At 62.4% G+C, this 21755-nt stretch carries 28 protein-coding genes; 22 read left to right on the top strand and 6 right to left on the bottom strand.

Annotation, left to right across the window (positions count from 1 at the left end):
• Positions 1-4 precede the first annotated feature (4 nt).
• From RTCK_RS20430 to visR, 9 genes are all read left to right on the top strand, one after another.
• On the top strand, positions 5-472 hold the full coding sequence (locus RTCK_RS20430; RefSeq protein ID WP_142594221.1) for a chemotaxis protein CheW: 468 nt from the start codon (positions 5-7) through the stop codon (positions 470-472).
• On the top strand, positions 469-1377 hold the full coding sequence (gene cheR / locus RTCK_RS20425; RefSeq protein ID WP_142594220.1) for a protein-glutamate O-methyltransferase CheR: 909 nt from the start codon (positions 469-471) through the stop codon (positions 1375-1377). The genes RTCK_RS20430 and cheR overlap by 4 nt, the downstream gene beginning before the upstream one ends.
• On the top strand, positions 1374-2414 hold the full coding sequence (cheB, locus tag RTCK_RS20420; protein WP_142521824.1) for a protein-glutamate O-methylesterase CheB: 1041 nt from the start codon (positions 1374-1376) through the stop codon (positions 2412-2414). Before cheR ends, cheB begins: the two co-directional genes overlap by 4 nt.
• The gene (locus tag RTCK_RS20415; protein WP_142521823.1) at positions 2414-2803 is read left to right on the top strand and encodes a response regulator; all 390 of its coding nucleotides are present in this window, start codon (positions 2414-2416) and stop codon (positions 2801-2803) included. The genes cheB and RTCK_RS20415 overlap by 1 nt, the downstream gene beginning before the upstream one ends.
• Positions 2800-3351, top strand: a complete 552-nt coding sequence (gene cheD / locus RTCK_RS20410; protein WP_142594219.1) for a chemoreceptor glutamine deamidase CheD — start codon at positions 2800-2802, stop codon at positions 3349-3351. Before RTCK_RS20415 ends, cheD begins: the two co-directional genes overlap by 4 nt.
• Positions 3352-3379: 28 nt before the next feature.
• Positions 3380-3769 carry a chemotaxis protein CheT gene (gene cheT, locus RTCK_RS20405; protein ID WP_142594218.1) on the top strand — a complete coding sequence of 130 codons (390 nt, stop codon included), beginning with the start codon at positions 3380-3382 and terminating at the stop codon, positions 3767-3769.
• A gap of 134 nt (positions 3770-3903) precedes the next feature.
• Positions 3904-5583 (top strand): flagellar basal-body MS-ring/collar protein FliF, encoded by a 1680-nt coding sequence (gene fliF, locus RTCK_RS20400; RefSeq protein ID WP_185928084.1) that lies wholly within the window; start codon positions 3904-3906, stop codon positions 5581-5583.
• Positions 5584-5856: 273 nt separating this feature from the next.
• On the top strand, positions 5857-6594 hold the full coding sequence (visN, locus tag RTCK_RS20395; protein WP_408004581.1) for a transcriptional regulator VisN: 738 nt from the start codon (positions 5857-5859) through the stop codon (positions 6592-6594).
• 16 nt (positions 6595-6610) lie between these two features.
• Entirely contained in the window at positions 6611-7357 is a 747-nt protein-coding gene (gene visR / locus RTCK_RS20390; RefSeq protein WP_142521818.1) for a transcriptional regulator VisR, read from the top strand.
• A 17-nt stretch (positions 7358-7374) separates the two neighbouring features.
• Here visR and RTCK_RS20385 read toward each other — a convergent pair whose 3' ends face one another.
• The 6 genes from RTCK_RS20385 to motA all read right to left on the bottom strand — a co-directional run bounded on the left by RTCK_RS20385 (position 7375) and on the right by motA (position 12623).
• A complete protein-coding gene (locus tag RTCK_RS20385) occupies positions 7375-7815 on the bottom strand; it encodes a hypothetical protein (RefSeq protein WP_142521817.1) in 441 nt (146 codons plus the stop codon).
• Positions 7816-7820: 5 nt separating this feature from the next.
• The gene (flhB, locus tag RTCK_RS20380; protein ID WP_142521816.1) at positions 7821-8897 is read right to left on the bottom strand and encodes a flagellar biosynthesis protein FlhB; all 1077 of its coding nucleotides are present in this window, start codon (positions 8895-8897) and stop codon (positions 7821-7823) included.
• Positions 8898-9049: 152 nt separating this feature from the next.
• A complete protein-coding gene (fliG, locus tag RTCK_RS20375) occupies positions 9050-10093 on the bottom strand; it encodes a flagellar motor switch protein FliG (RefSeq protein WP_142594216.1) in 1044 nt (347 codons plus the stop codon).
• A gap of 28 nt (positions 10094-10121) precedes the next feature.
• Positions 10122-10733, bottom strand: coding sequence for a flagellar motor switch protein FliN (gene fliN / locus RTCK_RS20370; protein ID WP_142594215.1), 612 nt, complete (start codon positions 10731-10733; stop codon positions 10122-10124).
• 64 nt (positions 10734-10797) lie between these two features.
• A complete protein-coding gene (locus RTCK_RS20365) occupies positions 10798-11751 on the bottom strand; it encodes a FliM/FliN family flagellar motor switch protein (protein WP_408004580.1) in 954 nt (317 codons plus the stop codon).
• Positions 11751-12623 carry a flagellar motor stator protein MotA gene (gene motA / locus RTCK_RS20360; RefSeq protein ID WP_142521812.1) on the bottom strand — a complete coding sequence of 291 codons (873 nt, stop codon included), beginning with the start codon at positions 12621-12623 and terminating at the stop codon, positions 11751-11753. Before motA ends, RTCK_RS20365 begins: the two co-directional genes overlap by 1 nt.
• 164 nt (positions 12624-12787) lie before the next feature.
• Between motA and RTCK_RS20355 the strand changes: the two genes are divergently transcribed.
• Genes RTCK_RS20355 through RTCK_RS20295 form a run of 13 tightly spaced genes read left to right on the top strand, consistent with a single transcriptional unit; the run spans position 12788 to position 21680 of the window.
• Positions 12788-13564 (top strand): DUF1217 domain-containing protein, encoded by a 777-nt coding sequence (locus RTCK_RS20355; RefSeq protein ID WP_185928083.1) that lies wholly within the window; start codon positions 12788-12790, stop codon positions 13562-13564.
• A 1-nt stretch (position 13565) separates the two neighbouring features.
• The gene (flgF, locus tag RTCK_RS20350; RefSeq protein ID WP_142594213.1) at positions 13566-14300 is read left to right on the top strand and encodes a flagellar basal-body rod protein FlgF; all 735 of its coding nucleotides are present in this window, start codon (positions 13566-13568) and stop codon (positions 14298-14300) included.
• Positions 14301-14313: 13 nt separating this feature from the next.
• The gene (gene fliI, locus RTCK_RS20345) at positions 14314-15717 is read left to right on the top strand and encodes a flagellar protein export ATPase FliI (RefSeq protein ID WP_142521810.1); all 1404 of its coding nucleotides are present in this window, start codon (positions 14314-14316) and stop codon (positions 15715-15717) included.
• 3 nt (positions 15718-15720) lie between these two features.
• On the top strand, positions 15721-16293 hold the full coding sequence (locus RTCK_RS20340; protein ID WP_408004579.1) for a flagellar protein: 573 nt from the start codon (positions 15721-15723) through the stop codon (positions 16291-16293).
• A gap of 52 nt (positions 16294-16345) precedes the next feature.
• Entirely contained in the window at positions 16346-16732 is a 387-nt protein-coding gene (gene flgB, locus RTCK_RS20335) for a flagellar basal body rod protein FlgB (protein ID WP_142521809.1), read from the top strand.
• A gap of 4 nt (positions 16733-16736) precedes the next feature.
• Positions 16737-17156 carry a flagellar basal body rod protein FlgC gene (flgC, locus tag RTCK_RS20330; protein ID WP_142521808.1) on the top strand — a complete coding sequence of 140 codons (420 nt, stop codon included), beginning with the start codon at positions 16737-16739 and terminating at the stop codon, positions 17154-17156.
• Positions 17153-17482 carry a flagellar hook-basal body complex protein FliE gene (locus RTCK_RS20325; protein ID WP_142521807.1) on the top strand — a complete coding sequence of 110 codons (330 nt, stop codon included), beginning with the start codon at positions 17153-17155 and terminating at the stop codon, positions 17480-17482. Before flgC ends, RTCK_RS20325 begins: the two co-directional genes overlap by 4 nt.
• Before the next feature lie 18 nt (positions 17483-17500).
• Positions 17501-18289, top strand: a complete 789-nt coding sequence (flgG, locus tag RTCK_RS20320) for a flagellar basal-body rod protein FlgG (protein ID WP_142521806.1) — start codon at positions 17501-17503, stop codon at positions 18287-18289.
• Positions 18290-18307: 18 nt separating this feature from the next.
• Positions 18308-18790 (top strand): flagellar basal body P-ring formation chaperone FlgA, encoded by a 483-nt coding sequence (gene flgA / locus RTCK_RS20315; RefSeq protein WP_142594212.1) that lies wholly within the window; start codon positions 18308-18310, stop codon positions 18788-18790.
• On the top strand, positions 18787-19908 hold the full coding sequence (locus RTCK_RS20310; RefSeq protein WP_142594211.1) for a flagellar basal body P-ring protein FlgI: 1122 nt from the start codon (positions 18787-18789) through the stop codon (positions 19906-19908). Before flgA ends, RTCK_RS20310 begins: the two co-directional genes overlap by 4 nt.
• Positions 19905-20441 (top strand): MotE family protein, encoded by a 537-nt coding sequence (locus RTCK_RS20305; RefSeq protein WP_142594210.1) that lies wholly within the window; start codon positions 19905-19907, stop codon positions 20439-20441. Before RTCK_RS20310 ends, RTCK_RS20305 begins: the two co-directional genes overlap by 4 nt.
• Positions 20438-21154: a flagellar basal body L-ring protein FlgH gene (gene flgH / locus RTCK_RS20300; RefSeq protein ID WP_142594209.1), complete on the top strand. Its 717-nt coding sequence runs from the start codon at positions 20438-20440 to the stop codon at positions 21152-21154. Before RTCK_RS20305 ends, flgH begins: the two co-directional genes overlap by 4 nt.
• A gap of 28 nt (positions 21155-21182) precedes the next feature.
• Positions 21183-21680, top strand: a complete 498-nt coding sequence (locus RTCK_RS20295) for a flagellar basal body-associated FliL family protein (protein ID WP_142594208.1) — start codon at positions 21183-21185, stop codon at positions 21678-21680.
• The last annotated feature ends 75 nt before the right edge of the window (positions 21681-21755 follow it).

Here is a 21755-nt window from a genome sequence, read left to right as displayed (position 1 = left end):
TTGTATGTCGTATGCCGTGAAAAACACGCTCCAAGGAAGTCGTGAACTGATCGCGTTTCGCATTGGCGATCAGGAGTTCTGTGTGAACATCATGTCGGTGCGGGAAATACGGGGCTGGACGCAGGCCACTCCGTTGCCGCATGCGCCGCCTTACGTGATGGGCGTCATCAACCTCCGCGGCGCCGTGCTTCCGATCGTCGATCTTTCGGCAAGGCTGGGAATGAAAGAGGCCGAGCCCTCGGCCCGTCACGTCATCATCGTGGCGCAGGTGAAGAGCCGCGTCGTCGGCCTTCTGGTCGAGGCCGTTTCCGATATCCTTACGATTACCGAGGATAATATCCAGCCGGTGCCGGAGGTGTCTTCGGACCTGGAGAAACAGTATGCCCGAGGGATACTCGCGATCGACAAGCGGATGATCTGCATGATCGAACTCGACAGTCTCTTCCCCGAAACGGAAAGTGAAGCTGCATGATGCCTATGGGCGCAGTCGATGCCCGGCAGTCACCGGACGAGATCATGGCAAGCGGCGAATATCCGCTGACCCGCCGTGATCTGTCGGAAATTGCCGCAATGATCTATTCGGATGCCGGAATCTATCTGAACGATTCCAAGGCCTCGCTCGTTTATTCGAGGCTCTCCAAGCACATCCGCGCCCTGGGGCTGAAGGGATTTCGCGAATACTGCGCCCTCGTCGGTTCGCCGGAAGGCGCAGCCGCGCGCCGGGAGATGCTGTCGCACCTGACGACGAATTTCACCCGTTTCTTCCGGGAAAACCACCATTTCGAGCACCTGAGGGACGAGGTCCTTCCGGGCCTGATCGCCCGGGCGAAGTCAGGCGGGCGCGTGCGCATCTGGTCTGCCGCCTGCTCCGACGGGCAGGAACCCTATTCGATCGCGCTCACCGTCCTCTCCCTGCTGCCGAACGCGGCGGACTACGACTTCAAGATCCTCGCGACCGACATCGATCCCAAGATCCTCGCGCAGGCACGGGCCGGGGTCTACGACGAGAACGCTCTCGAAACCGTATCGCCCCAGGTGCGAAAGCAGTATTTCCGTGAGGTGGACGTCGCCGGGCGCCGCAAGTTCCAGGTCGATGAAAGGCTGAAGAAGCTCATCACGTTCAACGAACTCAACCTGATGGCCCAATGGCCATTCAAGGGCAAGTTCGACGTGATCTTCTGCCGCAACGTCGTGATCTACTTCGACGAGCCGACCCAGATGAAGATCTGGTCGCGCTTCGCCGCCCTGCTTCCCGAAGGGGGCCACCTCTACATCGGCCATTCCGAACGGGTTTCCGGTGACGCCAAGAACCACTTCGACAACATCGGCATCACCACCTACCGGTATACGGGCGCGGGCACGGGGAGGCGGACATGAGCGCACCGGCACGTGTTCTCGTCGTTGACGATTCGCCCACCATGCGGGGCCTCATCACGGCCGTCCTGAACTCCGATCCGGAGGTCAACGTCGTCGGCCAGGCGGGCGACGCCCTGGAGGCCCGTGCGGCGATCAAGGAACTCAATCCGGATGTCGTGACGCTCGACATCGAAATGCCGAACATGAACGGCCTCGAATTCCTCGAGAAGATCATGCGGCTCAGACCGATGCCGGTCATCATGGTCTCGACGATGACCCACCACGGCGCGAATGCGACCCTGGCGGCGCTGGAGATCGGCGCCTTCGATTGCGTCGGCAAGCCGGCGCCCGGTGACATCCGCCCGTTCATGGATCTGGCCGAGAAGGTCAAGGCGGCAGCTCGTTCAGGCTTGCGCCGGCACGTTTCGCCGCCGGCCCCGGCCATCACCCCTGCCGCCGAATATCGCGTGGGCCGCAAGGTCGTCGCGATCGGCTCGTCCACCGGTGGCGTCGAGGCGCTGATCGCGGTGCTGCAGAAGTTTCCGAAAAACTGTCCGCCGACGGTGATCACCCAGCACATGCCCCCGACCTTCACGAAGAGCTTTGCAGAACGGCTCAACCGCCTCTGTGCGCCGGTCGTGGAGGAGGCAACCGACGGGGCGCGGCTGGAGATCGGCAAGATCTATCTCGCCCCCGGCGGCGAAAGGCATCTCGAGGTCGTCAACCCCTCCGCGCCCTCCTGCCGCCTGATGGAGCGCGAGCCCGTCAACGGCCACAGGCCTTCCGTGGACGTACTGTTCGACTCGGTGGCGTCTCTGGCAGGGCGCAACGCCGTCGGCGTCATTCTCACCGGGATGGGCCGAGACGGTGCATCAGGCCTGCTCAGGATGCGCAAGGCAGGCGCCCGGACCATCGGCCAGAACGAGAAGACCTGCGTGGTCTACGGAATGCCGCGTGTCGCCCAGGAGATTGGCGCCGTCGAGCAGCAACTGCCGCTCGGCTCCATCGGCGAGGAAATTCTGAAACTAACTGCTGCCCGGAAAGAAGGTACCGAATAATGTCACTCGCTGAAAAGATCAAAGTTCTGATCGTCGACGATCAGGTTACCAGCCGCCTGCTGCTCAGCGATGCCCTGACACAGCTGGGCTTCAAGCAGATCACTGCCGCCGGCGATGGCGAGCAGGGCATGAAGATCATGTACGAGCAGCCGCATCACCTGGTGATCTCGGACTTCAACATGCCGAAGATGGACGGTCTCGGACTGCTGCAGGCGGTCCGAAGCAACCCCAACACCAAGAAGGCCGCCTTTATCATCCTCACCGCGCAGGGTGACCGCGCGCTGGTTCAGAAGGCGGCGCAACTTGGCGCCAACAACGTTCTCGCGAAGCCGTTCACGATCGAGAAGATGAAGGCTGCGATCGAGGCAGTGTTCGGAGCGCTTAAATGAGTGAGGCCGCCGCCAAGCGGGTCCACATCATCCAGGGCGAATACAAGGTCGTCGACGATCCGGAGGTTGTCCTGTCGACGATCCTGGGTTCCTGCGTGGCTGCCTGCCTTCGTGACCCCGTTGCCGGTGTCGGCGGCATGAATCATTTTCTCCTTCCCGGATCCAGCGACGCGATGTCCTCCGGTGGCGATGCCACGCGGTACGGCGTCCACCTGATGGAACTGCTGATCAACGGCCTGTTGAAGCGCGGTGCGCGCCGTGACCGATTGGAGGCGAAAATATTCGGGGGCGCCAAGACCATTGCGAGCTTCTCCAATGTCGGCGAGCAGAATGCTGCCTTCGCCGCACAGTTCCTGAAGGACGAAGGAATCCCGATTGTCGGTTCGTCGACGGGCGGAGAGCATGGGCGGAAACTTGAATACTGGCCGGTAAGCGGAAGGGCTCGCCAATACCCGCTCACCGGTGCCGAAACGCAGAAGACCGTTGCTCTCGAGCAGCGTCCGGTTCGGACGCCGAAGCCAGTCGAGAGCTCTATTGAATTCTTTTGATCAGTCCCTCCGGGACGTGAGGAAAGCCATGACCGACACTTTGAAGCCGCTGGACGCTTCCCTCGAACAGTCTCTTCCGGAGGTCCTGATGCGCCTCGTCTCGGAACTGCACGATGTCGCCTATCTGATCGAGCGCGTAGAGCCGCAGTTGCTGGAACTCGGCGGTGCCAACATCATGGAGCATCCCGACAGCATCAAGGTACTGCAGGGCATAGACCTGGCCGTGCAGAAGACGCGCGGACTGGCGGAGTTCGTCGATACGATCACGGGCACGATACCCGAAGACTGGATGGTCGACGTCTCGACCGCCCTCAGCCTCGTCAAGCTCGCAGATATGCACAAGGCCCTTGCCACCGGCGTCCGCCATGGCCACAGCCAACCCTTGAGCAAGGCGGCGGGCGACTTCGACTTCTTCTGAGTCGGTACGTTCCCACGGGATTCTGACCGCCAGCCGGCAGCCATACATCACAATCCGGAAACGCTCGCACAAGCTTCGTTGCATAGGGTGGGCATGGGCATAAGCCTGATCCGAGTTTGCGATGTGGGAACAGAATGAATCTGTTGGCTCAATTCTCTCAAGTTTTCAATAATCTGGCCAAGCTGGGCCAGACCAAGCTTATTGCCCTTGCGGGAGTGGGTGCCGTTTCCGTCGCTCTGGTTCTTGCCGCAGCCTTCTACGTCAACAAGCCCGCATACGAGACGCTCTACGTCGGGCTCGAGACGACCGATCTCAATCAGGTTAGCATCGCTCTCGCCGAGGCGGGCCTGGATTTCGCCGTCGGAACGGACGGTACAAGCATCCAGGTACCTGTCGGGATGACGGGCAAGGCGCGCCTTCTGTTGGCCGAGCGCGGCCTGCCGAACAGCGCCAATGCGGGTTATGAACTGTTCGACAACGTCGGTTCCCTCGGGCTCACCTCCTTCATGCAGGAAGTCACGCGCGTACGTGCGCTGGAAGGCGAGATCGGCCGTTCCATCCAGCAGATCAGTGGCGTGGCGGCGGCGAGGGTGCACATCGTCATGCCCGATGTCGGCAACTTCCGGCGCGGCGAGCAGAAGCCCACGGCGTCGGTGATGATCCGTGCCAGCACAAGCACCGGCCGCAAGGCCGCTTCGTCCATTCGTCATCTCGTCGCCTCGGCCGTTCCCGGTCTCGAAGTCGACGACGTGACGGTTCTCGATTCCACCGGACAGCTCCTCGCCGCCGGCGACGAATACGGAAACAGCGAGCTCAACCGCTCCCTCAACATCGTCCAGTCGGTCCAGCAGGAGCTCGAAACCAACATCGACAAGGCGCTGGCCCCGTTCCTCGGGATGGACAACTTCCGCTCCAGCGTCACCGCGAACCTCAACACCGACAGCCAGCAGATCCAGGAGACGATCTACGATCCTGAATCCCGCGTGGAGCGCTCGGTACGCATTACCAAGGAAGAGCAGCGCTCGCAGCAGAGCCAGAACGATTCTGCCGCCACCGTCGAGCAGAACGTGCCGCAGGCGGCACCCGAGGCCGGTGCGGCAGGTGGGCCGCAGTCGTCGGATCAGTCCGACAAGAAGGAAGAACAGACCAACTACGAGATCAACAGCAAGACGGTCGCCACCGTACGCAACAGCTACAAGATCGAGAAGCTGTCGGTCGCGGTGGTGGTCAACAGGGGGCGCATAGCGCAGATGGTCGGCGAGCCCGTCGATCAGGCGAAGATCGATGCCTACCTGGCCGAAATGCAGAAGATCGTCACCTCCGCTGCAGGCCTCAATCCGGAGCGCGGCGATCTGGTTACCCTGACGGCGATGGACTTCCTGGAGTCGCAACTTCTCGAAGAGGCCGCGTCCGGTCCCGGCGTTACCGAAGTGCTCAGCCGCAACCTGGGCGGCATCATCAACTCGCTCGCCTTCGTCGTGGTCGCCTTCCTGGTGGTCTGGCTCGGACTTCGGCCGCTCGTCCGCACCGTCGGCGGCGCCGCGACGGCCTCGACGGAACTGTCCGCCGACAGTGCCGGGCTTGAGCTGCCGGACTTCTCGCCGGCCTCCGGCGGAGGGTCGCTCATGGAGGGCTTCGGGGCGGACTTCGGCTTCGACAGCACCGACGACCTGTTGGGAATGGGCGACGACGATGGCGGCTTTAACCGCCGGGTCAAGGAAGGACCGGAGCGGCGTCTTGCGCGGATGGTGGAGATCAGCGAAGAGCGCGCCGCCAAGATCCTCCGCAAATGGGCAGTCGATCAGGCCGCCTGATCCCGCTCTCACGACATTGTTACTGCTGGGGCCGGCTCTCGAGCCGGCCCTTTTTTATTCAGGCATCCCCGAGGGTTGGCGGAAACCGTGGCCCGGCTTGCATACAGTTGCGGACTGCCTCACTATCGGGACGCGCCTGGGGCGTGGAAATTCGATCCGTCTTTTCTAGAATGACTGTGATTCGTCGGACGATGGGAGTAAACCGCTGCAGAATTGGAGACGAAACCGTTCATGTGGTTTGCCAGCCATGATTGCTGAGGGGTGAAGGCGCACATGGAGTTCTCTGGAATGAGGGCAGTTGCAGACTCATCCCGGATCGAGGGCGACGCGTTGCCCGAACCTCCCTCCCGAGAACAACTGGTCCGAAAACTCGCACTAGCGGTCCAGTCGCATGATGTTCCGGCAACCCTGCACCTTCTTTCGGACTATGTCGGCGCTGCCCACTTCCTTCTGGCCCGTTGCGATCTCATCCAGGAGCAGGGGCTTGACTACATCGTATCCTCCGACTGGCCATTCGATCTCGTCCGGCGCGTGGCGCCGGAAATTGCCAGCAACTATGCGAAGTCGAGCGAGTTGGAGAAATGCCTCTCCCTGTTCACCCCCGGCTTCTCTCTCCTGCCCGATGACGTGATCGTGCCGGGCAGTATCAGCCGGCAATACTGTTCCCTCGGCCTGTGTGTCGGCCGGACGCGCTACATGCTTCTGTTGCTGTTCACCGAAGGCCTGATCCTGTCGCAGGAACGTCTTCGGGAGCTCGGCCTCCTGGCCGCCTATGCGGCGAGTTCGTCCGAGCAGATGTCCAACAAGGCGGAGCGCGATTTCGAACTGACGGAACGCGAGCTCGAATGCCTGTTCTGGATCGCCGAAGGCAAGACCAGCGATGAGATCGCCATGATCCTCGGGATATCCCGCAATACGATCAACAACTACATAACAAGCGTGATGCGGAAGACGGGGACGAAAACCCGGTCGGAGGCGATTGCCTACGCGGTGCGCAACAATCTTGTCTAGGGAAATCACTGCATCCATGGGATCCACGCGCGGCATGTCCTCGGAGGCTTCGACGTCAGCCCAGTATCTGCGTCTTCAGAGAGCGTCGAGCCGCGCCGACATCTTTCCCAGGTTGGTGGCCATGCAGAAGCAGTTGCGGGCGCGGAACTTCGCGCTCCTGCGCATTTCCGGTGGCGGGTTGCCGGGCAACCGCAAGCTGGTCTGCGAAATAGAAAACTGGGGGCAGGAGGACGGCGGACAGCTCGAGATGCTGATTCGCAGCTACGGCGAACTGATGCTCGACCACATCGAGACCTCGCTGTTTCCGGTGGCCTGGACCGGGTCGGATCACATGAGCTTCATCGAGGCTCAGGAGTTCAATCCTCTTCTCCATCATCTGCCGGCGGACGTGCTGCCGTTCTCCGGACTGGGCTTTCCCATCCGGCTCGGCGCCATGGGGAATGGCTACGTCCTCTTCACCGCAAGCTCCCTCAGCCTCACGAGCGACCTGATCGTGGAGCAGCATCTGCGCAGTTGCCAGATCATGACGGACCTGCTCGCGCTCGACGAGCGGCGGAGCGCGCCGGCCCAAACCCTGAGCGAGCGGGAGATCGCCTGCCTGCAACTGGCCGGCGATGGACGGATCAGCGAGGAAATCGCCGAAAATCTGGGCCTCTCCGTCCATACCGTGAACGCCTACCTGGGCTCGGCCACGATGAAGCTCGATGCCGTCAACAGGATTCAGGCCATCGCCAAGGCCATTCGCCTCGGTCATATCAACTGAGGGAGGGGGCGCCGGCCTTAGCTGGCGAGCGCCATGGGCGGCGTGCGGACGAAGCGCGCTTCCTGCAAGCTGCGTTCGAGGAAGGCGGTGTTGTCCGCCGGATCCTCGGCCGGGCTCTGGAACGCGATGTGGTCGATCTCGATGCCGGCTTGGGTGTCGGCAAGCGTGAGACGGGCATACACAGAGACGCCCTTCGGCTTGATTTCCAGGTCAAGAACGACCTGCGGCTGACCGCTCCATTCGAGAACGTATTCGCCGCCGGCGCCGAAGTTCACGGTGCCCGGATGGAAATAGAGCTCTGCAGCCGACGACACCAGATCGGCCAGGTTCCCGTAGCACTCCAGGCGGAGCAGGGCGATCAGGTCACCGGCATCGAGCAGGCGTAGCTCCGTTGCCACCGGACTGATCGCCTCGGCCAGTATTTTTTCCCGTTCCGCAGAGTGGTCGCATTTTTTCATCGCGCTCAATGTGTCCGTTGCTTGAGCGACCGGGAGGCATAGACCCGGTGCACGAGTTCCGCCACCGCCTTGTAGAAGGCTGGCGGAATGACGCTATCAACCGAGACTTGCGCAAACATGGAGCGGGCGAGTGGGGGATCCTCGAACACGGGTATGCCGTTTGCCTCGGCGATCTCTCGGATCTTGAGGGCGATCAGGTCCTGCCCCTTGGCCACGACCACCGGCGCGTCGTTCTCTTCCCGGGCATAACGCAGCGCCACGGCGAAATGGGTCGGATTGGCGATGACGAGGGTGGCGCGGGGCACGCTGTCCATCATGCGGCGGCGGGCGCGGTCGCGCGCCAGAGAGCGCTGGCGGGACTTCACGAGCGGATCGCCCTGGGCCTGCTTGTATTCGTCCTTCACTTCCTGCTTGGTCATCTTGAGTTGGGTGAACCAGTGGTGACGGGACCAGGCCACGTCCGCAGCTGCCAGAAGCGCCGTCGCCAGCAGGATGATCACCATCATCTTCCGCACGATGGCGTCGAGCTTCACCAGGATGACCTGCGGGTCGGAGAACATTGCATTCAACGTGGCGAAGAACTCGCCGCGCAACGCAAAATACATGATCGCGGACACGATCAGGATCTTGAAGAACGATTTGAGGAATTCCACCAGTCCGGGAAGGCTGTAGATCCGCTCAAAGCCCTTTTTGGGGGAGATGCGCGAAGCCTGGGGTCGAATCCGCTCCAGCACCATCGACGGCATGTTCTGGGCGAGGGAGGATCCGAGCCCGAACAGAACGAAGAGCAGCATGACGGGAACCAGGAAGCCTGCCACCGCCCACGCAAGATGCACGCCCAGCGAAACGACGTCGGGCGTATTTTCAAGCCGCCACTGATCCGGTTGGGAGAACAGGTCCTTCAGCGTTTCCGTAAGGTCGGCAACGCCCGACGGCAGAAAGAAGATGAGAAAGATGTAGAAGGCCAGCGCCGACGCGAATATCGGCACTTCGCGGGAGAAGGGGACATTGCCCTTGGCCGCCGCATCCGTCAGTTTCTTGGCGGTCGGGTTTTCTGTTTTACTGTCTTTATCTTCTGACAAGACGTCTCATCCCGACGAATCGATCATGCTGGAAGCACGCTACAGCATGGCTGCGCTAGACGAGAATCGAGTCCACAAAAAGACTGTGGGTTGCTGCCGCCGAACATCGGCGCCAGGCGAGACGACTGCGGCCTCCGAGGTTGACCGCCGGGCTACGCCGCCTGGACGTCGCTGCCTTCTTCGGGCTCCTTGAGGAGGATCTGGCCCGAATTGGCCAGCCGGATGGCTTCCTGTGCCACGGCCCGTCGGGCGATCGCCACTTCACGCGGATTGAGTGCAGCAGCCGGTACGGCGAGATCGGATTCGATCATGCGGCGCTGGCGCGGACTGATGGCGGACAGCACGCATTCCTTGATCTCGTTGCTGGCCCCGCGCAGCGCCATCGTCAGGATGTCGGCCGCGACGTCGTTGAGGAGCAGCACGCGACTGCGCTGCGGCATGTAGAGCAGGTCCTCGAACAGGAAGATCTTCGGACGAACCTTGTTGACGGCTTCCTTGCTGATCGTACCCAGCGACGTGAGCAGCGTGTCGACCTGCGGCTTCTCCAACTCGTTCATGAGGTCCGCCACCTTCGCCGTACCATTCGAGTTGCGCTCGGCTTCGATTGCATTGATCAGCTCGACGACGCGGTTCTCGATGATCTGGGCGGCCTTGGGACTGACGTCCTTCATGTTGACGGTACGGTTCATGATGTCGGCGCGCCGGCTCTCGGGCAGCTGCAGCAAGACTTTTGCGCCGAAGGAAGACGGCAGCATCGACAGGATATAGGCCATTGTCTGCGGATGTTCGCGCGACAGGAACTTGCCGATGAAGGCAGGCTCGGCATCCTGCAGCCGGTCCCATATGGACGATTCATAGGCCTGGAAGGCGGTACGCCGGCCGAGCAGCCCGTCGACTTCCTCCGGCGTGAGACCTTCTTCGAGGATGGCCTCGATCGCTGCGGCATTGTCCATGAGGCCCGTTCCTTCCGTGAACAAGTCCTCGAATTCGTTGACGAGCAGGAGAAGCTCGTCCGGAGGGATGGCGCGCAGGCGCTGGGCCGACGCGATGATGGTCTGCAGTTCGGCCTGCGTAAAGTACTTCAAGAGCTTGCCGGCCACGCCTTTGCCCATCGCCAGGAGCACGGCGGCTGCCTTTTCGGCTTGGGACAACGGCTTCTCGGCAACAGCGCCACCGAAATCGTCAAAGTCCATCATGGTCTTCCCTCTCTGTCCCTAACCGGGATCAGGCTTTTTTCGTACTGAGGACTTCAGTCACCTTCACGCCGAACCGCGTGTCGTCATTCTCCAGGACGGTGATTTCACCTTTACCAATTCGACGACCGTTGACCATGATCTCGACCGGCTCGCCGATCTTCTTGTCGAGAGCGATCGTGGCGCCCTCCTCCAGGTCCATCAGACCGGAAACCTGCATCCTGCTGGAGCCGAGGACGATCTCGACATCGATCGGGATGTCCATGATAAGGTCGAGATTGGCGGTCAATGCGCTTCCCGGCTCCTGATCGCTGGTGGCGAAGGAGGGTTCGTCGAAGCTCGATCCGCCGAAGCTCGATCCGCCGAGGTCCGATGAACCGAACTCGCCGCCGCCGAACTCGCTGCCGAAGTCGGAGTTGCCCGTTCCCGCAAGGTCCGAGCCGAATTCAGCGCCGAACGAAGGCATCTCGCCCGCTACCGGATCACCTCCGACGTTGCCGAAGTCGGCATCGAATCCCGGAACGCCGCCGCTGTCGGCCTTCAGTACGCCGCGCAGGTCGTCGATCGCCTGATCAAGCTCGCCGCCTGCCAGGTCCGACAGCACCGCGTCATCTTCGGTCACTGGTGTTTTCTTCGTAGCCATGCGCTCATTATTCCCGTTGAAACTTGCGTCAACCTGCCTTGCGAACGGATCACCGTTCGCCGCTTCAGCCCATCAAGTGATTGAGGATCTCGTCGTCCGTACTGATGTTGTCCTTTACGCGAACGGTGTAGCGCTCGCCGGAGCGCCCCAGTTCGCAGGAATACATGTCCTTGCCGTTTGCGCTTACCTGCACCGAGACATCCTTCTTGTCCTGGAAGGTGATGACGTCGCCGACCGCGAGCCGCGAAATCGTGCCGAGCGTCAGCGGTTGCAGGCGGATACGTGCCTGGAGCGTCACATGGGAGCGCCGGACCTGTTCCTTGATCCGTTCGTGCCACTCCTCCTTGCTCTTGGAGGATTGGCCTTTCGCCTTCGGCATCACGACCTTCGTCTTCAGGAAGGCGCGCTGCGGAATGACCAGGGCAAGCTCCGAGGTGACCTTGCCGAGCTCGATCGTCATGCGGATGGTCACGCCGAACTCGGCCGGAATCCCCTCGTCGGGTTGCGGCCGGTCCTCCGCGTTGTGCGCGCGCTCCAGCAGCGCCTCGAAGCCGCCCGGTGCATTCACACCCGACCTCAGCACATCGCCCATCTTGCCCACGACCATCTGGGCAAGGTCGAGTTCGATGTCGGACAATGGCCGTTCGAAAGGCTGCTCGACCGTTTCCGGCAGCGCCCCGAGCATGCGTTCCATCAGGCCGATGACGAAGCTGTTGCCGCAGGCGAGCACGAAATTGGCGCACCAGTTGCGAAGTGAGCCATCTGCCAGGGCGAAGGTATCGCCGAGATCGGTAATCAGGTCCGTCATGAGCCCGGAGGTGCAGCCGGTATAGGTCACCTCGATCGGGATGCCGGTCTCGCTGTTGAAGACGTCCGGGAGAAAATCGGCATAGAGCCGCCCGAAATCGCCGGCGATCCGTTCGACCGTTTTCCGGTCGCCCAGCCCCCCCGTCAGCTTTGCGAGAAGGGCGTAGTCCATGGGAGCCGGGGAGCTCTGCCTGGCTTCAGTCGTCGTCATCATGCCGCCTTGTGGTCACCGCCTGGATTCATCATTTCCTGCTCGACCGCGTCGATCGAGGGGCGCTCGTAGTTGGAGATGGTCTTGCGGCCGTATTCCAGGGCCACTTGGGGCACGGAGCCGTTCATGTAGGCGAGCAGCGTCTGCTTCACGATGATGAAGAGGCGATGCTGCTTGGAGCGCACCACTTTCACCTGCGAGGCGAGCGGTGTGCAGACGGAATAGGAAAGAACGATACCGAGCATGGTGCCGACGAGCGCCGCGCCGATCAGGCCGCCCAGGACCTCTGGCGACTCGTTGATCTTGCCGAGAGCCTTGATGACGCCGAGGACGGCGGCCACGATGCCGATGGCCGGGAAGCTGTCGCCCATTTGCGAGATCGCGTTATACGGCTTCATCTTGTCGTGGAGCAGCGTCTCCAGCTCTTCGTCCATCAGCGCCTCGATCTCGTGCGAGCGGGCGTTGCCGATGATGATCAGCCGGACGTAGTCGCAGATGAACGAGGTGAGTTCCTTGTTCTTCAGGAGGTTCGGCGCCGTCTGGAAGATCGAGGATTCTTCCGGATTGTCGATGTGTGCTTCGATCTCGTTGCGCGATTTCGTCCGCAGGTCGCGCATCAGGGAATAGAGCACGCCGAGGACGTCGAGATAGTTCCGCTCCTTCGGCACGGCGTTCTTGAAGACTTCGCCGAGCGCCTTGCCGGAATCCTTCACGACCTTCATCGGGTTCGCGACGATGAAGCCGCCGAGGCCGGCGCCGCCGATGATCATCAGTTCGAACGGCTGGAACAGAACGTCCACGTGCCCGCCCATGGCCATGTAGCCACCGATAACACAGCCGAACGTGATCACCATTCCGATTAGAATATTCATCCGCGTACCTGCATCGAAATTAAGCTTGTCCATCGGGAAATACGGCCTCTGGCTTGCGTGAGGCTGATTGGGGAGGCGGGGCGGGGTACAGCTTCGCACAAGTCTTTGCCCCTACTGGTGGCTCCAATTGGCACAGTGCCCGTCCGGGACCTGAGGAGCGGAACGTGATCACCACCTATGCGAGCTACTCGATGATCAGCAGGGACCTGCCCGGCTCGCTGGCGCGGGTTGCGGAAAAGCCCGACGTCGCCCGCGAGACCGAGTACTACCTGGCCAATATCGGGAGGATAAAATCCGTCGATGATTTCATGGCCGACAGCCGCATCTACAACTATGCGCTCAAGGCGCATGGGCTGGAGGACATGGCCTATGCCAAGGCCTTCATCCGCAAGGTGCTGACAGAAGGGGTCGCCGACGACAACGCCTTTGCCCGCAAGCTTGCCGACAGCCGCTATGCCTCCCTTGCGGAGACCTTCAACTTCGAGGCGTTCGGTTCCTCCGCGACCTCGTTCGAGAAGGCCCAGAAGGGGGTCGTGGAGCGGTTCCAGCGGCAGACGCTGGAAGAAGAGGCCGGAGCGGAGAACCCCGGCGTCCGTTTGGCGCTCTACTTCGAACGCATGGCGCCTTCGATCAAGTCGGGGATGGAGATACTGGCGGACGACGCCCTGGTCGAGGTCGTGCGCACCGTCCTCCAGTTGCCGGACGAGATCGCCGCGCTCGACCTCGATCGTCAGGTGGAGTTCATCGAAGAGGCGGTTGATATCGCCGATTTCCAGGATCCCGCAAAGGTTTCCAAATTCCTCGAGCGCTTCTCCGCGCTCTGGGAAATGGAGAACAGGGTCGAGCCCGTGTCGGCTGTCTCGCTGTTCTCTCCGTCCACGCAAGGCATCTCGGCCGATCTTCTCATCTCGATCAATGCACTGAAACTCGGAGGCAAATGATATGCAATCCGGACTCTATGTCGGTATCTCGTCCCAGATCGCGCTGGAGCGTCGCCTGAACACGATCGCCGACAACATGGCCAACATGAACACCGTCGGCTTTCGTGCGACGGAGGTGAAATTCGACGAGGTCCTCAGCAGCACCCGCAACGAACTCAATGCCAAGGTGGCCTTCGTCACCCAGGGCAACGACTACCTTTCCACGCGCCTAGGGCAGTTGCAGCAGACGGGTAACGCGCTGGATTTCGCGATCAAGGGTGATGCCTGGTTCGCGATCGATACCCCGGCCGGGCAGGTGCTGACGCGGGATGGCCGGTTCACGATGCGCGAGACCGGCGAGCTCGTCTCGCTGATGGGCCATCCGGTGCTCGATGCCGGTGGTGCTCCCATCCAGCTCAACCGCAACGGCGGTCCTCCCACCGTGGGTGCCGACGGCCGCATCATGCAGGACGGGCAGCCGGTCGCGACCTTGGGGCTGTTCTCGGCAGACATCTCGCAAGGCTTCCTGAGAGCCGACAACAGCGGGATCATCCCGGTGGATGAGCCGCAGCCGGTCGTCGACAATTTCCAGTTCGCCGTGGTGCAGGGCTACATCGAGGGCTCGAATGTGAACGGCATCAGCGAAATGACGCAGCTGATCCAGGTCAACCGCGCCTTTGAAGGGATCTCTGCCCTGATGCGGGATACGGAAGCGACCTTTGACGAGGCCATCAAGACCCTGGGCGGCAGCCGATAGGACCTGAATGCCCATGTTTGACCAGGCGGCCATCCTCCAGACGATTACCGGCGGCAAGCTCGCGCAGCTAGCCGACATTTCGGAACGCTACGCCGATCCGGCCTTTTCCGTTGCGCGCGGGGGGCATGTGCGCACCATTGCCGCGGGCCACTACACGGTCGCCGGTCTCTCCCGCCATGTCCGGCTCGGAGAATTCGTCGCTCATCGCAGTTCGACGGGAATTCATCTGGGCGAGGTCGTCCGCGTCGAGCCGGATGTCGTCTATGTGTGCCCCATTGAACCGGGCGAACCCATCGGCATCGGCGACACGGTGATCCGCAAGGGCGCTTTCCGCGTGGCGCCGGACGACAGCTGGTGCGGGCGCACCATTAACGCACTCGGCGAGCCCATCGACGGATGCGGGCCGTTGACCAAGGGCAGGGTCCGCCGGTCGATCTCCAACACCGCGCCGCCATCGATGACCCGTAGCCGCGTCGAACAAGGCTTCATGACGGGCGTCCGGGCCGTGGATATCTTCTCGCCGCTGTGTCTTGGCCAGCGTCTCGGCGTGTTTGCAGGCTCCGGCGTGGGCAAGTCGACCCTCCTATCCATGCTCGCGCGGGCCGATGCCTTCGACAAGGTCGTCATTGCTCTCGTCGGCGAACGCGGCCGCGAGGTTCGGGAATTCATCGAAGACACGATGGGCCCGCATATGGCCAAGGCGATCGCGGTGGTTGCCACCAGCGACGAGAGCCCGATGCTGCGCAAGATGGCGCCCCTTGCGGCCGTAACCATTGCCGAGCATTTCCGCGATCAGGGAGACAACGTCCTCTTCATCGTCGACAGCGTCACACGCTTCGCCCATGCCATTCGCGAAGTCGCCGTCGCATCCGGCGAACCGCCTATCGCACGCGGCTATCCGGCCTCGGTGTTCACCGAGCTGCCGAGGCTCCTGGAGCGGGCAGGCCCGGGCGCGGAGGGCGCCGGCACGATCACGGCGATCATTTCCATCCTCGTGGATGGCGACAACCACAACGATCCGATCGCGGATTCGACGCGCGGCATTCTCGACGGGCATCTCGTGCTGGACCGCAGCCTGGCGGAGGAGGGACGTTATCCCCCGATCAATCCGCTGGCGTCCATCTCTCGACTGGCCCGAAAGGCCTGGACTGCGGATCAGGAGAAACTCGTCTCGCGCCTGAAGGCTCTGATCCACCGTTTTGAAGAGACACGGGATCTGCGGCTGATCGGAGGATATCGCCCCGGTAGCGACCCTGATCTGGACATGGCGATCAAGCAGGTGCCGGTGATCTACGAGGTACTGAAACAGACGCCCGGCGAGCCGCCGGCCGCCGACGCCTACGGCGATCTTGCGGTTGCCCTGCGAAGCGCCGCGGCGCAGGCACCGGCAGCGCCGGTCAACAGACAGAGGGGATAAGGGATGTCCGAGGCCGATATGCAGGAGGCGGGGGACCTTCATCACTCGACGAAGGACGCGCCGCGGCTCGGTGACCGGCTGCTTGCGGCCACGGGGATCGCACTTGCGGCGGCTTCCGCCTTCTTCCCGTGGTACGTCTTCTTCAACGAGGAGAAGTTCGGCATCCGGACGGAAAGTTTCGAACATACCCGGGACCTGCCGCCGGGACAGCCGCGTAACGTCATGAGCGTCTCGCCGCTGGCGATGACCGACAACTCGCAGGAAGACGAGCAGCCCGTGGCTCCGGAGCCGACGGATTCGCTTACCACGGCGACCGTGTCCGCACTCGGCGAAGACGAGCAGCGGGGCCAGTTGCAGGAGCTGCAGCCCTTTCCAGGAAAGGGTTCCTTCAAGCTACTGCATGTCACCAATGGCCGCGCCCTCATCCAGGACGGCTCGGGCATGTACATGGTGCGCGTGGGATCGATCCTGCCGGACAACAGCAAGCTTGCGCGCATCGAGCAGCGCGAAGGGGCGTGGGTCATCGTCACCTCGTCCGGCGAGGTTTATCAGGACGGGACGACGGAACGTCCGTAAGTCCCACGCAAGATTACCTGCATAGGCTCCGGAAAGAACGATGGAGAAGCCTATGCAACCGATCCAACTATTCGCGCTCGCATCCCGGCAGGCTGAATGGCTTTCGGTCCGCCAGGAAGTCGTGGCCACCAATATCGCCAACGCCAATACCCCCGAGTTCCGGGCCAAGGACATCACGCCGTTCAACGCTGTTCTGGACGAGACGCAGGTCCGTATGGTGCGGACCCACGCGGGCCATCTCGCCGAAAGCCAGTACAGCCAGGATATCGGTGTCAACGAGAATGAGCTGAACAACGAGATCGGCATCCAGGAGTCCGGCAACACTGTGGCCCTTGCCGAGGAACTCTCCAAGACGGGCGAGATCAAGCGCCAGTACGAACTCAGCACCAGTCTCGTGAAGTCTTTTCATAGCATGATGCTCATGACGGTAAGAAGGTAAGCAGATGGATCCGCTTTCAGCCGCTTCCAAGATCGCAGGATCGGGCCTCGAGGTTCAGGCAACGCGCCTGCGCATCGTTTCCGAGAATATCGCCAATGCGCGCTCCACCGGGGACACGCCGGGCGCCGACCCATACCGCCGCAAGACGATCACGTTTGGCGCGGAGCTCGACCGGGCCTCGGAGGTCGAACTCGTGCGGGTCAAGAAGCTTGGCACGGATGCCTCCGATTTCATCGAGGAATACGACCCCAACCACCCGGCGGCGGATGAGCGCGGCATGGTGAAGCTGCCGAACGTCAACATGCTGATCGAGATGGCGGACATGCGCGAGGCCAACCGGACCTATGATGCCAACCTGCAGACCATCAAACAGACGCGGGAACTCATCGCCGCGACGATAGACCTCCTGAAGAGCGGACAATGATCGACAACATCACCCAGATAAGCTCGCTGTCGCCGACGCGTAACGTGAAGGAACTGGTCGAAACCAGCTCCTCCCTCAACGGCACGTTGGCCCCTGGCGAAAACGCCGGCATGAACTTCGCCAGCGTCCTCGGCAGCATGGCGACGGACACGATGGACAGCCTTAAGTTCGCCGAGGCGAAGTCCTTCGAGGGCATCCAGGGCAAGGCGAATACCCGCGAAGTGGTGGATGCGGTCCTGCAGGCGCAGCAATCGCTGAACACCGCGATCGCGCTGCGCGACAAGATCGTGAACGCCTATCTCGAAATCACCAAGATGTCGATTTAACGGACCGGAGACCAGGACATGAGAGCGCTTGCCGTCGCAGCGACGGGCATGGATGCCCAGCAGACCAATCTCGAGGTCATCGCCAACAACATCGCCAACATCAATACGACGGGCTACAAGCGTGCCCGCGCGGAATTCTCCGACCTGCTCTACCAGACGGAGCGGGCGCAGGGTGTTCCGAACCGCGCGAACCAAGCGATCGTGCCGGAAGGCGCCAATATCGGTCTCGGCGTGCAGACGGCGGCCGTGCGCAACATCCATACCCAGGGTCAGCTGACGCATACGGAAAACAGCCTCGACCTCTCTCTGGTCGGCCGCGGCTGGTTCCAGATCGAGGCGCCCGACGGCACGACGATGTACACGCGCGCGGGCTCGTTCAATACCAACGCGGAAGGGCAGCTCGTCACCATCGACGGCTACACGGTCGTTCCGAATATCGTATTCCCGCCCGACGTCAGCGAGACCGTCATCAGCCGCACCGGACAGGTGAGCGTCCGCGTCGGCAATGCGAACGAGTTCCAGGAGATCGGCCAGCTGACGCTCGCCAACTTCGTCAACGAAGCCGGCCTTCAGCCGCTGGGCGACAATCTCTTCGCCCAGACGCCAGCCTCGGGCGAGCCGATCGTTGCCGTCCCGGAGGACCCGGGCTTCGGCTACATCAAGCAGGGTTATCTGGAAGCCTCCAACGTGGACGCGGTGAAGGAAATCACCGACCTCATCTCGGCGCAGCGTGCCTATGAGATGAACTCCAAGGTGATCACCACGGCAGATGAGATGGCTTCCATCGTCAGCAAGAACCTGAAGTAACCAGGGGGACGGGCAGACATGATGTTTCGCCGCAGAATGAGGATCGTCAACGGGAAGCTCCTCCCGTCCGTCGTCGCATTGCTCCTCGCGATGCCCGCCGCCGCAGCTGCCGGCATGGGAACCGCGGTGGTGCCGAAGCAGATCATCTATCCCGGCGAGGAGATCTCGGTGGCCGCGGTAGAGGAGGTCGACGTGACCAATCCGAACCTCGCAGGCGGATACGCGCGCACGGTCGAGGAGGTCAGTGGGATGGTGAGCACCAGGACCCTGCTGCCCGGCCGCACCATCGCCCTTTCGGGCCTGCGGGAGCCCTATGCGGTCCGCCGCGGCTCCTCTGTCCGTCTGACGTTCAGCATCGGGAATATGACGATCTCGGCCGGGGGCACGCCGCTTCAGGACGCCTCCGTCGGAGACCTCATCCGGGTCCGGAACACCGATTCGGGCGTTACCGTGAACGGTACGGTGATGGCGGACGGCACGGTACAGGTGATGGCGCGATGAAAAGCATTCGTTGGATTGCCGCGGTGGTTCTGGCAGTTGCCGCATCCTTGTCGGGAGCCGCGCCGGCAAGCGCCGATGCCGCCCGGATCAAGGACATCGCTTCGCTTCAGTCGGGTCGCGACAACCAACTGATCGGCTACGGTCTGGTCGTCGGCCTGCAAGGCTCGGGGGACAGCCTCCGCAGTTCGCCGTTCACGGACCAGTCGATGCGGGCGATGCTGCAGAACCTGGGGATTTCGACCCAGGGCGGCCAGTCGAACGCCAAGAACATTGCGGCTGTCATGGTCACCGCCAACCTGCCGCCTTTCGCAAGCCCCGGCAGCCGGCTCGACGTCAACGTCAGTTCGCTCGGCGACGCCACGTCGCTGCGAGGCGGCACCCTGGTGATGACGTCCCTTTCCGGCGCGGACGGCCAGATCTACGCCGTAGCCCAAGGCGCGGTGATCGTGTCCGGATTTTCTGCACAGGGCGAGGCGGCGACGCTGAATGAAGGCGTCACCACGGCCGGTCGCGTGCCGAACGGCGCCATCATCGAACGGGAGCTGCCGTCGCGCTTCAAGGACTCCGTGAACCTGGTCCTTCAACTGCGCAATCCCGATTTCTCCACCGCCGTCCGCATGGCGGATGCCGTGAACGGCTTCGCAGGTCGCCGCTATGGCGGGCCGATCGCGGAAGCACGGGATTCGCAGGAGGTCATCATTCAGAAGCCGAAGGTCGCCGACCTGACGCGGCTGATGGCGGAGATCGAGAACCTCGTGGTCGAGACCGATACGCCCGCCAAGGTGGTCATCAACGAACGCACCGGCACCATCGTGATCGGCGCCGATGTCCGGGTGTCGCGCGTCGCCGTCAGCTACGGCACCTTGACGGTGCAGGTCACGGAAACGCCGCAGATCATCCAGCCGGAGCCCTTCTCCCGCGGGGTCACGGCGGTGCAGCCGGAAACTGACATCATGGCGATGAAGGAAGGCGGGCCGGTGGCGATCCTGGACGGGCCCGATCTGCGAACCCTCGTTGCCGGCCTCAACAATATCGGCGTCAAGCCGGACGGAATCATCGCCATCCTTCAGGGCATCAAGTCCGCCGGCGCCCTTCAAGCGGAGCTCGTCCTGCAATGACTGCGAACAAGCCCTTCCTTACGATCTCACGGCCCGCGGTCCAGAGGCTCCTGCTCCTCGGTACGATTCTGCTCGTGGTGCCCCAGGTCAACGCGCAGGAGCCCGTCACGGTGTCGTCCACATCGACGCAGGACGAAATCAGGCAGTTCTGCACGAACATTGCCGACGCCGCGAAAGATCAGCGGTATCTGCTGCAGAAGCAGGAGCTCGAAAAGCTGCAGTCCGACGTGGACGAACGAATCGCAGTCCTGGAAGATCGCAAGGCTGAATACGAGGACTGGCTGAAGCGGCGGAACGACTTCCTCGTGCGTGCGGAAGCCGGGCTCGTCGAGATATTCAAGACGATGAAGGCCGATGCAGCCGCACCTCAGCTCGAGGAGATGAACCTCGAAGTGGCAGCGGCCATCATCATGAAGCTGCCGGCGCGTCAGTCGGGCCTCGTGCTCAGTGAAATGGACCCGCAGAAGGCCGGCATGATCGCCACGATCATCGCCAGCGCTTCCGATCCCAACACCTCGAAAGAACCCTCATGACGAAGCGCATTTCAGCTGTCGTGGCTCTCCTTCTCCTCGCCGGCTGCCAAAGCCAGACGGTGCGGGAGATCGGCAACGCCCCCTCGATGAGCCCGATCGGCAGCGGCCTGCAATACGCCTCGGCGCCGCAGATGGCATCCTACCCGAAGCAGCCGCGGCAGCTTTCGAACGGTTACTCCCTTTGGAGCGATTCCCAGGCGGCGCTCTTCAAGGACGCCCGCGCTCTCAACGTCGGCGATATCCTCACCGTCGACATCCAGATCAACGACCGCGCCTCCTTCGACAATGAGACGGAGCGCAGCCGCACCAATGCCGGCGGCCTGTCCTGGCAGACCGGGATAGACAATCTCTTAGGCTGGACCCCGGATCCGATGTCGGGCGACCTGAGTTCCAGCTCCAGCACCGACACCCAGGGCAAGGGCTCCACCGAACGGTCCGAGAAGCTGAAGCTCCTGGTTGCCGCGGTGGTGACCGGTATCCTCGAGAACGGCAATCTGCTGATCAGCGGCTCGCAGGAGGTGAGGGTGAACCATGAGATCCGTATCCTGAACGTCGCCGGCATCGTTCGTCCGCAGGACGTGGATGCCGACAACACGATTTCCTACGAACGCATTGCCGAAGCCCGTATTTCCTACGGCGGACGGGGCCGCCTGACGGAGGTCCAGCAGCCACCGGTGGGCCAGCAGGTGGTGGATCTCTTCTCGCCCTTCTGAGAAGGCGTTTGGAGCAGGGGACTGGACGATGGATGAAGCACAGGGCGCAGATGGCGCCAACAGGAAGAAATCGCTTCTGTTGCTGATCGCCGGCATTGCCGGCCTCACCATCCTGGGCGGTGGCGGTGGCTGGGTCCTCGGCGGCATGATCGCGCCGGCGGTTCCGGAGCCTGAAAAGCCTGCGGCGAAAGGCGGCGAGCACGACGCCAAGGAAGAGGGCATCCCGAAGATCGCCACGGAAGCGAACGGCGTCGTCCTGCTCGACCCGGTGACGACCAATCTTGCCTATCCCTCCGACAGCTGGATCCGGCTGGAGATCGCGCTTGCGTTCAATGGGCCGCCGGAGCTGCCGCTGGCGGAAGACATCCACCAGGATATCCTGGCCTATGTCCGGACCGTTTCCCTCCAGCAGATCGAGGGGCCGCGCGGCTTCCAGTACCTGCGCGACGATATCCAGGAGAGAGTGGCGCTCCGCTCCCAGGGCAAGGTGTCGAAGGTGATGTTCAGGACCATGGTCATCGAATAGGCCGCAGATCTGCCGTCGCGGCGATAACAGGGGATGACCCGCGGCGCCGGTTGACCTCCATTGCCTGCGATGGCT

Source organism: Pseudorhizobium endolithicum, assembly GCF_902153245.2.
Lineage (GTDB): Bacteria > Pseudomonadota > Alphaproteobacteria > Rhizobiales > Rhizobiaceae > Neorhizobium > Neorhizobium endolithicum.
Note: the sequence above shows the minus strand (reverse complement) of the source record. Positions and strands in the feature narration are given on the sequence as shown.